Source organism: Micromonospora sp. NPDC004336 (assembly GCF_053602615.1).
Map to the genome: position 1 here is coordinate 1 of NZ_JBSGDY010000172.1, position 12755 is coordinate 12755.

Here is a 12755-nt window from a genome sequence, read left to right on the forward strand (position 1 = left end):
CCATGTTGCCGCCGTCCTCGGCCACGTAGAGGTCGCCGCCGGCGGTGCCGGTGATGTTGTCCACGCCGGTCAGCGGCGCCGCGCCGGCCGGGTCGCCGCCGAGCAGCCCGCCGATCACCGCGGCGACCGCCGTTCCGGCCATCGCCGCCCGCATCGCCGGGTAGATGCCGAACAGCCGCATCAGCCCGCCCCACGGCTGGAGCAGGGCGAACCAGACCAGCAGGGCGCCGGCCAGGGCCAGCACCGTCAACGGGCTGTTGACCAGGGTCTCGAAGTTGGCCGTGCTGGAGCGGTGCACCGTCAGCCCGCCCGTGCCGTCGCCGACGGCGGCCAGGAACCGGCCGAGACTGCCCCGCTCGGCGGCGGGCCGGCGCAGGTCCAGCACCGCGAAGCCGATGGTCAGCGCCAGCCCGGCCATGGTCGCCCAGACCAGCCGGCTGATCGTCAGCCAGCCGCCGGCGCTGATCGCGGCGGCAACGCTCAGCCCGGCGGTCAGCGCGATCGCGCCGATCGAGTCGGCGCCCAGGTACGGGCTGCCCACGACCACCACGGCCACGCCGCCGACGGCCACCACGACCATCGGCCGCCAGGACCGGCGGACCCGCTGGGCCAGCCAGCCCGCGCTCAGCAGGGCCCCGGCCAGGAACACGCCGAGCCCGACCGTGCCCAGCCCGGCGTACCGGCCGCCCTCCAGGGCCGAGTAGCCGACCACCCCGTTGAGCTGTAGGCGGGCGCCGGTGAGCACGTCCACGCCCACCGCCAGGGTGGTCAGGCCCGCCACCGCGCCGAGCGGGCCGAGGGTGCTGGCGTAGCCGGGCGCCAGCCGGACCACCGCGGTGGCGGCGGCCAGCAGCACGACGGTCACCACGGCGAAGTAGACGCTGGCGTGGTCGCCGCGCCACCAGGGCACCGCGTCGGCGAGCAGCGCGGCCGGGACGGCCAGGGCGGCCGCGATCAGCAGCAGCTCCACGACCGACACGACGCGCGGCGACACCGGCTCCGGACCGTACGGGCCGGCGTGCCGGCGGGCCCGGCGCAGCAGCGGCAGCACCGCCACCGCCAGCAGCACCTGGACGCCGGCGAGCAGGGCGAAGAACCAGTCGGCCACCCGGCGCTGGGCGGCGGCCTCCCGGTCGGCGTCGGCCGGCTGGGCGATCGCGGCGGCCAGGTCGGCCGGGCGCCCCTCGACCGACACGGCGGGCCGGCCGAGGAAGAGCCGCTCGGGCATCGGCCGGCCGAGCGCGGTGAGCGCCGTCGGTGCGAGGTCGACCAGTTGCAGGTAGCCCTCCCGGCCGGTGCTGGCCGAGGTGAGCCACCCGCGCTCCCAGCCCGGCCCGTCGGCGACGGCCACGTGCAGCCGGGACGGCACGTCGGTGTCGGAGACCCCGGCGACGATCACCAGCGAGCGGGGCGGCCGCGCGGCGAGCACCCGGGCCAGCCGGACGTCGGCCTCGCGGGCCGCCGCGGCCCGCCGCGCCGGATCCTCGCCGGTCACCGTGCCGAGGTCGACGATGCTCAGCACGCACGAGCCGAGCAGCTCGGCGGGGTCCGGGGGCAGCGCGGCCGCGTACCGGTCGACCCGGCCGAAGGGCCGGGCGGCGGCCACCGCCGCGCCGGGCCCCACCGCCACCGAGCAACGCACCGACTCCGACAGCGCCCCGGGCACCGTGCCCCACGGCAGCCGCTCCTGGTTGTGCCGGACGACGCCCTCCTGGTCGGGCAGGTTCGCGCCGATGCCGTCGGGCTGCTCGACGGTCACCGCCGTCGGGGGGCAACCCTCGCTCTGCCGGCTGCCGTTCCACGCCGCATAGCTGCCCGCGCCGAGGGTCAGCCAGCCGTCCACGGGACAGGTCGGCCGGTGCGCCGAGCGCACCGAGAGGGAACCGATCGAGCCGTCCCGGGCCATCCGCCACAGCGTCGGGGTGGTCTCCGGGTCGACGTCCTCCCAGCGCAGCCCGGCCACGCCGGCCAGCACGACGAAGTCGGCGGTGCGCTCGGGCGCCGCCCGCTGCGGCCGGGCGGTCAGCGCCGTGATGCCGAGCGCCACCACGACCAGGGTCAGCAGGGCGGGGGCGAGTCTGCGCAGCATCACCGGCGTCCCGTCGACGGGGCGTGGCCGTCACGTCCGGTTTCCGTGGGCCCGCCGTCGGCGCCGGCGGCCGGGGCCAGCTCGGCGTAGAGCGCCGCCAGCTGGGCGAGGGTGTCGGCCTCGGTGGGCCAGGTCGCGGCCCGGGCCGCGCCGCGCCGGCCCAGGTCGGCCCGGCCGGCCTCGTCGTCGAGCAGGCCGCGCACGGCCGCGTCGACCGCGTCGGTGTCCCCCGGCGGCACCAGCACCGCGGCGTCGCCGACCAGCTCGGGCAGCCCGCCGACGGCGGTCGCCACCAGCGGTACGCCCGCCCGCATCGCCTCCTGCGCGAAGAGCTGGCGGGCCTCCCAGTCGCTGGTGACCAGCGCCAGGTCGGCCCCGGCCAGCAGGTCGGCCACGTCGGTGCGGTGCCCGAGCAGGGTCACCGGAGCCCGGGCGGCGGAGATCCGGGCGGCCAGCGGCAGGTAGGCCGGGCCGCTGCCGGCGACCACCACGACCGGCGCCGGCGTGCGGGTACGCCACCGGGCGGCCGCGTCGATGAGCACGTCGTACCGCTTCTGCGGGTGCAGCCGGCCGACGGAGAGGACGAGCGGCTGGTCCGGGCCGACGCCGAACTCGGCGCGGACGGCGGCCCGGCGGCGGCGCGGCGCGCCCAGCGCGGGCGCGGCGACCGGGGCGAGCCGGGCGTCCGGCGCGCCCAGCGCGGCGGCCCGCTCGACCAGGTCGGCGGAGGCGCCGAGCGCCACGCGGACGCCCCGGGCGACGACCCGCTCCACGAGGCGGGACACGCCGCCGCGCAACCCGCCGGCGAGCACCGCGTTGTGCCAGGTGACCACGAGTGGCGCGGCCGGGCGGGCGAGGACGGCGACCAGCCCGGCGCGCAGCCCGTGGGCGTGCAGCACGTCGACCCGTTCGGCGGCGAGGGCCCGGCGCAGCGCGGTGACCGCGCGGGCGTCGGCCGGGGTCGGGCTGGCCGGAATCTCCACCGGCACGAACCGGGCGCCGACGCCGGTGAAGTCGAACTGCTCCTGCGTCGCGGCGGGCCCGCACACCAGCACGGAGGCGCCCGCGGCGGTCAGCCCCCGGGCGACCGAGCGGACGTGCTGCCCGACCCCGCCGGTGCTGGAGGCGAGCAGCAGGGCCACGGTGCCGCGCCAGCCGGTGACCGGTGCCGGTTCCGTCACCTCGACCACCCCCGCTCGTCGGTCGCCGCCGGCCGGTCACCCGTCCTGCACCCGCTCACCGGGACACCGTCTCCTTCCCGTCACCCCGTTCCGGGGGGATCTCGCCCGCACCCGTCCGTCCGGCGGGGGCCGCCGGCCCGCGCCGGCCCCGCCCCAGTCGCCGGAGCACCCCGGCGAGCAGCGGCCGCACGTCCCGCCGGTCGACCAGCCACACGACGGCGAGGAACACGACACCGACCAGGACTCCGGACAGCATGCCCTGCACGAGTGCGGCTGGTGTCGCCGGGGTGCCGTCGCCGGCCGCGTCCAGCCAGCGCGAGACGGCCGCCCCGGCGAGCGCCGCCAGCGCCCCGGCGAGCAGCCCGGCGGCGCCGGCACGGGCCACTCCGGTGAGCGCGGCGGCCCCGGCCGCGCGCCGCACGGCGACGAGCAGCAGGGCGCCGAGCAGCAGCATCCCGACCGAGTTGGCGAGGGTGACGGCCAGCACCCGGTCCGCCACCGGGAACACCGCCGCCAGCGGCACCGCCGCCACCGGCACGGCCAGCCACCCGGCCGTGATCGCCACCGTGGCGGGCCGGGTGTCGCCGCGGGCGTAGAGGGCCCGGGAGAGCACCGCGAAGAGGCCGTAGCCGAGCAGCCCGGGGGCGAAGCCGGCGATCCCGGCGGCCGTCGAGCCGGGACCGGTCGGGTAGAAGAACGCGGCGACCGGCCCGGCCGTGCCGACCAGCGCCGCCGCGCCGAGGCAGCTGAACAGCAGCACCCCGCGCGTCGTCGAGGAGAGCGTGCGCCGGTAGTCGTCGTCGTCACCGGCCGCCGCCGCGGTCGCCAGCGCCGGGTACGCCGCGGTCGCCAGCGGCACCGCCAGCACCGCCCAGGGCAGCAGGTACATGGTCTGGGCCAGGTTGAACACCTGCGGCGAGCCGGTCGGGCCGCCGGAGACCCGCTTCAGCAGCACCAGCAGCGCGAGCTGCTGCGCGGTGACGGTCACCGCGCCGGCCACCGCCAGCCCCGTCACCCGCGCCCGCGCGTCGGCGGGGAAGGCGTACCCGGGGCGCGGGCGCAGCCCCAGCCGGCGCAGCGGCACCAGCAGCGACAGCGACAGCACCACCACGCCCGCCGTGGTGCCGGCGGACAGGATCAGCTCTCCCCCGCGGCTGACCTGCCCCACCCCGACGCCACGCCCCTCGACGCCGCCGAAGGCGAGGTAGACCACGATCACCGTGAGGCTGGACAGCAGCGGCGCGATCACCGGCCAGGCGAACCGGCGGTGCGCCTGGAGCACGCCGGTGAGCACGATGCCGATGCCGTAGAGCGGCAGCTGCGGGGCGAACACCCGCAGCATCCGCGCGCCGGCCTCCAGCTCGGCCGGCGAGCGCCCCTCGCTGATCAGCGACACGATCGGGCCGGCGGCCACCGCGACGAGCACGGCCAGCGGCACCAGCAGGGTGACCGTCCAGGTGAGCAGGGCGCCCGTCGTGGCGGCCACCGCCCGCCGGTCGCCGGCCGCGACGGGCGCGGCCAGCAGCGGTACGACCAGGCTGGCCAGCGCGCCACCCGCGACGATCTCGAAGATGATGTTGGGGACCGTGTTGGCGATCACGTACATGCCGCCGAGGTCGCTCTTCTGCACCACCCAGGTGAAGACGGCGGTGCGGCCGAAGCCGGCGAGCCGGCTGACCACGGTGAGGACGGCGATGAGCGCGGCCGCTCCGGCCACTCGGCCGGCGCCGGCGAGGGGTGCCGGGGTCGTCACGTCAGTCGGCGCGACGGCCCAGCGCGTCGAGCTCGCGCAGCCCCGGGGTGCGCTGGATGACCTGGGTGAAGCTGACCTTCTCGCTGGCCGCGGTGAGGCCGGCGAGCACGGCGAGCAGCCCGGCCCGCCCGACCGGGCCGCTGCGGGCGGCCAGCGCCACGCCGAGCAGCGCGCCGAGGGCGTTGGCACCGCTGTCGCCGAGCATCACGTCCTCGGCGAGGTCGTCGGCGACCAGCCCGGCGGCGGCGCCGACCGCGCCGGCGGCGATGCCACCGTGCGGGCCGCCGGCGAGCGGGGCGCCGAGCAGGATGCCGGACTTCAGGGCCCGGCCCGGGCGCAGGTCGAGCAGGTTGAGCAGGTTGGCGGTGCCGGCGATGACGCCCGCGCCGAGCAGCACGTCGACGCCCCGGCCCAGGGCGCCCTGCCGCCGGCGGCGCCGGTGCCCGGCGACCCGGGGGTCGGCGGCGAGCAGCGCGGCGGCGCCGAGGCCGGCCGCGCCCACCCCGACGACCTTGACGAGCCCCGCGGTGACCCGTCCCTCGCGCAGCGCGGCCAGGTGCCCGGCGAAGCCCTTGGCGGCCTTCTGCTCCGGCCGCGCACCGACCACGTCGTCGTAGAGCCCGACCGCGCCGGCGCCGACCCCGGCGACCAGGGCCGCAGCGCCCGAGGAGGCGCTGGAGGCGCCGAACGCGCCCGCCCCGGCGGCGCCGACGGCGAGGGCGGGCCCGGCGGCCAGGGTCACCGTGCGGCCGCGGAAGTTCGTCCGGTCCAGCGCCGGTCCGGCCGGCGAGGTGCGCACCTCGCGCAGCGCGTACCGGGCGACGGCGGCGCCCGCCCCGGCGATCAGCAGCCGACCGAGCACGCTCACGCGGCCACCTCCCGCTCTGCGCAGAACCTGGATCCGGACACCGGGGTACGTCGTTCGCTCACTGGGGCAGTCTAGGCAGCAGGGTGGCGTTGTCGGCGACGCCGTACTGCCCGGCCTTCTTCTCGGTGACCTGCTGCACCAGCGCGAGGGCGGTGACGAGCTGCCCCTGGACGGTGTTGGCGTTGTCGACGGTGGAGATGCTCTGCACCAGCACGGGGTCGCTGCGCACGGCCGCCACCAGGTTGCCGCCGGCCGAGCCGTTGCCGGCGACGACGAGCGTCCCGGCCTGGTCGAACTGCTCGGCGACCTTGAGCACCGACTCGTCCTTCTTCGCCGAGTCCTTGTCCACGTACGGCTGGCCGCTGACCACCACGACCGCCTCCGCCGGCTTGCTGACCCGCTCCTCGGTGGTCAGGTAGTTGGCGTTGGTGTACGCGGCCAGCACCGCCCGCCGGTCGGCCTCGCTCACCGGCGCGGCGCCGGGGGCCCGGTCCAGCAGGACGCTGGCCAGCAGCGCGCTGGACGTCTCCACCCCGTGCCCGTTGCCGGGCAGCCCGGACGTCGGGGCGCTGGTCGGCCGCGCGGCGGTCACCGCCAGCTCCAGCAGGTTGTTGTTGTTGTCGGGGTTGATGAACTTGTCCTGCAGGTCGACGCGGCCGGTCACCTCGGCCCCGGCGAGCTGGAGCATCTTGACCACGCCCTCGGTGTGGTCGCGCCCGGTCGGCAGGCTGAGCACCAGCACCCGCTTGCCGGTCAGGGTGCCGGGCAGGACGACCTCCGCCATCTGGGCGGCGAAGTCCTCCTCGAGCTCCAGCTCGCGCTCCATGCTCTGGACCTGCTGGCGCATCTGCTGGTTGTGGTTGCGCAGCTCGTTGACGTTCTCCTTGAGCGAGTCGGCCACCGGGCCGTTCAGGGCGGCGGTGCCGACCACCAGACCGATCGCCAACGCCAGGAAGACCGCGGTCAGGGACACCACGTGGTACCGGAAGTTGATCACACCTGCAGCCTCTTGATCGGTCGGACGCTAGAAAAGCTGTTCAAGCTGGAACACGAAATTGTTCCACCACTCGGAGACCACGCCCAAATACGCCTTGCCGACGGTGGACACCGCCACGGCGGAGGCCATCGCCGCGATCGCGGAGAGCACCAGCAACAGCAGCGAGGAACCGGAGATGCTCTGCCGGTAGAGCCGGCTCACGCCCTTGGCGTCGACCAGCTTGCCGCCGACCTTGAGCCGGGTCAGGAACGTCGAGGCCATGCCGCCGCGGCCCTTGTCGAGGAACTCCACCAGCGTGGCGTGGGTGCCGACGGCGACCAGCAGCGAGGCGCCCTTCTCGTCGGCCAGCAGCATGGCCAGGTCCTCGCTGGTCGCCGCGGCCGGGAAGGTCACCGCCGGAACGCCGAGCCCGGTGACCCGGGCCAGGCCGGGCGCCCGGCCGTCCGGGTAGGCGTGCACGATCACCTCGGCGCCGCAGCGCAGCACGTCGTCGGTGACCGAGTCCATGTCGCCGATGATCATGTCGGGGGTGTAGCCGGCCTCCACCAGCGCGTCCGCGCCGCCGTCGACGCCGATCAGCACCGGCTTGAACTCGCGGATGTAGGGACGCAGCACGTCCAGGTCGGCCTTGTAGTCGTAGCCGCGCACCACGATCAGGCAGTGCCGCCCCTGGATCTCGGTCTGGATGTCCGGCACGCCGACGCCGTCGAGGAGCAGGTCGCGCTCCTGCTTGAGGTAGTCCATCGTGTTGGCCGCGAACGCCTCGAGCTGGACCGACAGGCCCTCCCGGGCGTCGGCCATCGCCTTGGCCACCGTCTCGGCGTCCTGGAGGCTGCCGTGCGCCACCGGCTCGTCGCCGGCGAAGACGGTGTTGCCCTCGATCCGGACCGTGTCGCCCTCGCGCAGCCGCTCGAAGATCCCCTCGCCCAGGTCGTCGAGGAGCGGGATGCCCGCGCCGATCAGCACCTCGGGGCCGAGGTTCGGGTAGCGCCCGGAGACCGACGGCTTCGCGTTGAGCACGGCGGCGACACCGACGGCGACGAGCGAGTCGGCGGCGACCCGGTCGAGGTCGACGTGGTCGATGACCGCGATGTCACCGGGGCGGAGCCGGCCGACCAGGCGCTTTGTCCGGCGGTCCAGGCGTGCGGTGCCGAGGATCTTGCCCGGTTCCGCGTTCCGGGTCCGGCGCAACGTGGGTAGACGCATCGTGACCATCCTGGCATGTGAGGCAGGCAAATCCGTCGCGACATGCCTGAGCAGGGCCGCCTACCCAGGGAAGCACACCGGCGCGCGGGCCGGTGTGCCTGTGCTCACAATCGCCGGTCTCAGGGGCGCCTTTCCCGGGACGCCACGGCGAGAAGCTCCTCGGCATGGGCGATACCCAGGTCGGAATCGGGCAAACCCGCGAGCATCCGGGCCAGTTCCCGGGCCCGCTCCGTGTCCTCCACCACCCGCACCCCGCTCGTGGTGACCGCCCCGCCCGTGTCCTTCGCCACCACCAGGTGCCGGTCGGCGAACGCGGCGACCTGCGGCAGGTGGGTGACGACGAGGACCTGGTGGCTGCGGGCCAGCCGGGCCAACCGCCGGCCGATCTCCACCGCCGCCTGACCGCCGACGCCGGCGTCCACCTCGTCGAAGACCAGGGTCGGCGGCCCGCCCGAACCGGCGAAGACCACCTCGATGGCGAGCATCACCCGGGACAGCTCACCGCCGGAGGCGCCCCGCTGCAACGGCAGCGAGGGCGCGCCGGGGTGGGCCAGCAGGCGCAGCTCGACCTCGTCGCCGCCGTCCGGACCGACGCCGACCTCGGCGCCGTTGACCCGCAGGCTCGGCTCGGCGCGGCCGGCCGGTCGGGGCAGCACCGCCACCTCGATGCGGGCGTGCGGCATGGCCAGGCCGGCCAGCTCCACGGTGACCTGCTCGGCGAAGCGGGTCGCCGCCTCCTGGCGGGAGGCCGACACCCGGCCGGCCAGGTCGGCCACCTCGCCGGCCAGCCGCGACGACTCCCGCTCCAACTCGTCGAGGAGCTCGTCGGAGGTGTCCAGGTCGGACAGTCGGGTGCGGGCCCGCTCCGCCCAGGCGATCACCCCGTCGACGTCGTCGGCGTACTTCCGGGTCAGCGCGCGCAACGCCGCCCGACGCTCGTAGATCGCCTGCAGCCGCGCCGGGTCGGCGTCGAGCGCGGCGAGGTAGGCCGACAGCTCGGCGGAGACGTCCGCCACCAGCGTCGCGGCCTCCTCCAGCCGCCCCGCCAGCTCACCCAGCGCCGGATCCGTGCCGGCCTGCGCCTCCAGGGTGCGCCGGGCCGTGCCCAGCAGCACCGTGGCGTCGGGGGTCTCGTCGGCGGCCTCCACGCCGCCGGCCACGCACTGGTGGGCCACCTGCGCCGCGGTGCGCAGCCCCTCGGCGTGCTCCAGCCGCTGCGCCTCGGCCTTCAGCTCGTCGTCCTCGCCGGGCTGCGGGTCGACCCGGGTGATCTCGTCGAGCCCGAGCCGCAGCAGGTCGGCCTCCTGGTTGCGCTCGCGGGCGTTGCGCCGCCGGTCGGTCAGGTCGTCGACCACCCCACGCCAGCGGGTGTACGCCTCGCGCAGCGCGTCGAGCAGCTTCTCGTGCTCCGGGCCGGCGAACCGGTCCAGCGCGGCCCGCTGCTCGGCGGGGCGCAGCAGCCGCAGCTGGTCGGACTGGCCGTGCACGGCGACGACCTGCTCGCCCACCTCGCCGAGCATGGACACCGGCATGCTGCGCCCGCCCAGGTGTGCCCGGGAGCGGCCCTCGACGGTGACGGTGCGGCTGAGCAGCACCGAGCCGTCCTCGTCGGGCTCGCCGCCGGCGTCGATGATCCGGGCGTGCACCGTGGCGGCCACCCGGCCGTCGAGACGCAGCCGCCCCTCGACCACGGCCCGGCCGGGCTGCGCCCGGACCCGCCCGGCGTCGGCGCGGCCACCGAAGAGCAGGCCGAGGCCGGTGACCACCATCGTCTTGCCCGCACCGGTCTCGCCGGTGATGACGTTCATGCCGCCGGTCAGCGGCAGCGTCGTGTCCTCGATGACGCCCAGTCCGGTGATGCGCAGCTCTTCCAGCACAGCATCCGACAGTAGACGCGGCCCCCGACAGTTGACCAGCCGGCGACGCCGCGTCGTGGCCGGCCCGACGGCGTCGTACAGCTCAGCCGGCTGTCGGACGTGACCGGCCCGACTCCGGACGACGCCGGCGGCCGGGCCGGCCGTGGTCGCCGCGGCCGAACGGCCGAGGGGTCGCCACGGCGGCCGGGCGGGCCGCGTCGACGGCGGACCCGGCCCGCGCCCGGGCCGCGCCGGCGACCGTGGTCGCGGTCAGCGGCGGTTGCCGCGCCAGCCGTGCACCGGCAGGTCGAACTTCGCCACCAGGCGGTCGGTGAACGGGCGGTCGCGCAGCCGCACGATGCGCACCGGCAGCGCGCCGCGCCGCACGGTGACCCGGGCCCCGGGCGGCAGGTCGTAGACGCGCCGGCCGTCGCACGAGAGCACCGCGAGGGTGGTGAACGGGTCGACGGTGATGACGAAGGTGGAGGTGGGCGCGGTGACCAGCGGGCGGCTGAACAGCGCGTGCGCGCTGATCGGCACCAGCAGCAGGGCCTCCACCTCGGGCCAGACCACCGGGCCGCCGCCCGAGAACGCGTACGCCGTCGAGCCGGTGGGCGTCGCGCAGACCACACCGTCGCAGCCGTAGCGGGACAGCGGGCGGCCGTCCACGTCGACGAGGAGCTCCAGCATCTGGGCGCGCTCGCCCTTCTCGACGCTGATCTCGTTGAGCGCCCAGGACTCGATGGTCGGGCCGCCGTCGAACTCGGCGGTCACGTCGAGGGTGAGCCGCTCGTCCACCGTGTAGTTGCGGTCCACCACGTCGCGTACGGCGCTGTCGAGGTCGTCGATCTCCGCCTCGGCGAGGAAGCCGACCTTGCCGAGGTTGATGCCGATCAGCGGCGCCTTCGCCGGCCGGGCCAGCTCCGCGGCGCGCAGGAACGTGCCGTCCCCACCCAGCGCGAAGACGATCTCCGCGCCCTCGGCGGCCTGCGGGCCGGTCATCGGGACCACGCCGGGCAGGTCGAGGCCCTCGGCCTCCTCGGCCACGACGCGCACCTCGAAGCCGGCGGCGATGAGGTCGGCGGCGACCGCCCGCGCGTGCTCGGTGCTGCGCCGGCGCCCGGTGTGCGTGACCAGCAGGGCGGCGCGGCTCACCGGGACGGCCGTCCCGTCGCTCCCGCCCGGCGCGGCGCAGCCGCGACCGCGGGGTTCGCCAGCTCGCTCACCCGGCCACCTCCTCCGTCGCCGCGCCCGGCAGGTCGCCGGACGGCACCGGGCCTCCGGGCCCGGCGGTCACCACGGCACGCACCCGCTCCGGGTCGGCCGGCGGTGCGTCCCGGCGTAACCATACGAAGAACTCCACGTTGCCGCTCGGCCCCGGCAGCGGGCTGGCGGCCACGTCGGCCAGACCGAGGCCGAGCCGCGCGGCCGCGTCGGCCACGTCGAGCACCGCCTCGGCCCGCAGCGCCGGGTCGCGGACCACCCCGCCGGCGCCGACCCGCTCCTTGCCGACCTCGAACTGCGGCTTCACCATCAGCGCGAGGTCGCCGTCGGGGCGGGTGCAGCCGGCCAGCGCCGGCAGCACCAACCGCAGGGAGATGAACGACAGGTCGGCGACCGTGAGGTCCACCGGCCCGCCGATGGTCTCCGGAGTCAGCGTACGGACGTTGGTGCGCTCGAAGACCCGCACCCGGGGGTCGTTGCGCAGCGGCCAGGCGAGCTGCCCGTAGCCGACGTCGACGGCTACCACCTCGGCCGCGTCGGCGCGCAGCAGCACGTCGGTGAAGCCGCCGGTGGAGGCGCCCGCGTCCAGGCAGCGCCGGCCGGCCACGCCCAGCCCGCCGGGGGCGAAGGCGGCCAGCGCGCCGGCCAGCTTGTGCCCGCCCCGGGAGACGTACTCCGAGCTGGGATCCTCGCCCGTGACCAGCAGCGGGTCGGCGGGGTCGACCATCGCGGCGGGCTTGCGGGCGGGCACCCCGCGCAGTTGGACCCGGCCGGCCTCCACCAGCGCGGCGGCCTGCTCCCGGGAGCGGGCCAGACCGCGGCGGACGAGTTCGGCGTCCAGCCGGTTACGACGTGCCATGCGTGGATTCTTCTCCGGTCCGGTCCGGTCAGGCCTGGTCGATGGTGGCGAGGGTCTCCCGCAGCGTCTCGTACGCCGCCTCGTACTGCGCGATCTGGTCGGCCGGGGCGAGCGTCGCCGCGTTGGCCATCGCCCGCACGGCCGCGTCGACGGCGGGATGCCGCGCCTCGTCGTGCTCCTCGGGCGACTCGGGACGCGGTGGCGGCCCGGGGCGCGGTCCGGGCGGCGGACCGGGCCTGACGCCCGGCGGCGGACCGGGACGGGCCCCCGCCGGCGGACCCGGCCTGACGCCCGGCGAGGAGGCCTGCGGCGGTCCGGGGCGGTACGGGCCCGTCACGACCCGCTCCCGCCCGCCGGCACGCGGCGGGTCACGCCCCGCCGCCCGACTGTTCGGTGTGGCCCGCCTGTTCCGGGCCACCCGGCTGTTCCGTGCGGCCCGACTGTTCCGGGCCGCCCGACTGTTCCGGGCCGCCCGGCTGTTCCGGGCCACCCGGCCGTTCCGCGCGGCCCGGTGCCTTCTTCGCCGGCCTGGCCGCGTCGACGGCGGTGTCCTCAGCCGGGGCCACGGCCGACGGCGCCCGCTTCGCCACGGTCTTCTTGGCCACGGCCTTCTTGGCGACCGCCTTCTTCGCCACGGCCTTCTTGGCGAGGGCCTTCTTCGGCGCGGGCGGCGTCGCCGCGGGGACGCCCGCCGCGACGCCGGGCGCGGCCGGCTCGGCGGG

10 protein-coding genes and 1 pseudogene are annotated in these 12755 nt (G+C 76.7%); all 11 read right to left on the reverse strand.

All coding sequences use genetic code 11. From position 1 onward, the window contains the following. A partial coding sequence (locus ACWENR_RS25825) for a hypothetical protein (RefSeq protein WP_452279547.1) occupies positions 1-2089 on the reverse strand: 2089 nt, incomplete at its 3' end. Continuing rightward, entirely contained in the window at positions 2089-3270 is a 1182-nt protein-coding gene (locus tag ACWENR_RS25830) for a glycosyltransferase family 4 protein (protein WP_452279548.1), read from the reverse strand. The genes ACWENR_RS25825 and ACWENR_RS25830, both read right to left, overlap by 1 nt. 55 nt (positions 3271-3325) lie before the next feature. Further along, positions 3326-5023 (reverse strand): murein biosynthesis integral membrane protein MurJ, encoded by a 1698-nt coding sequence (gene murJ, locus ACWENR_RS25835; protein WP_452279549.1) that lies wholly within the window; start codon positions 5021-5023, stop codon positions 3326-3328. Between the two features lies 1 nt (position 5024). Further along, positions 5025-5891: a hypothetical protein gene (locus tag ACWENR_RS25840; RefSeq protein ID WP_452279550.1), complete on the reverse strand. Its 867-nt coding sequence runs from the start codon at positions 5889-5891 to the stop codon at positions 5025-5027. Positions 5892-5949: 58 nt separating this feature from the next. Then, positions 5950-6888 carry a copper transporter gene (locus ACWENR_RS25845; RefSeq protein ID WP_452279551.1) on the reverse strand — a complete coding sequence of 313 codons (939 nt, stop codon included), beginning with the start codon at positions 6886-6888 and terminating at the stop codon, positions 5950-5952. A gap of 27 nt (positions 6889-6915) precedes the next feature. Then, entirely contained in the window at positions 6916-8094 is a 1179-nt protein-coding gene (steA, locus tag ACWENR_RS25850) for a putative cytokinetic ring protein SteA (protein ID WP_452279552.1), read from the reverse strand. A 119-nt stretch (positions 8095-8213) separates the two neighbouring features. Then, a complete protein-coding gene (gene recN / locus ACWENR_RS25855; RefSeq protein ID WP_452279553.1) occupies positions 8214-9971 on the reverse strand; it encodes a DNA repair protein RecN in 1758 nt (585 codons plus the stop codon). A 249-nt stretch (positions 9972-10220) separates the two neighbouring features. Continuing rightward, entirely contained in the window at positions 10221-11105 is an 885-nt protein-coding gene (locus tag ACWENR_RS25860) for an NAD kinase (protein WP_452279554.1), read from the reverse strand. A gap of 67 nt (positions 11106-11172) precedes the next feature. Further along, positions 11173-12033 (reverse strand): TlyA family RNA methyltransferase, encoded by an 861-nt coding sequence (locus ACWENR_RS25865; protein ID WP_452279555.1) that lies wholly within the window; start codon positions 12031-12033, stop codon positions 11173-11175. A 28-nt stretch (positions 12034-12061) separates the two neighbouring features. Next, positions 12062-12370 carry a hypothetical protein gene (locus tag ACWENR_RS25870; RefSeq protein ID WP_452279556.1) on the reverse strand — a complete coding sequence of 103 codons (309 nt, stop codon included), beginning with the start codon at positions 12368-12370 and terminating at the stop codon, positions 12062-12064. 31 nt (positions 12371-12401) lie between these two features. Beyond that, positions 12402-12755 (reverse strand): annotated as a pseudogene (locus tag ACWENR_RS25875) (hypothetical protein); the annotation flags it as partial.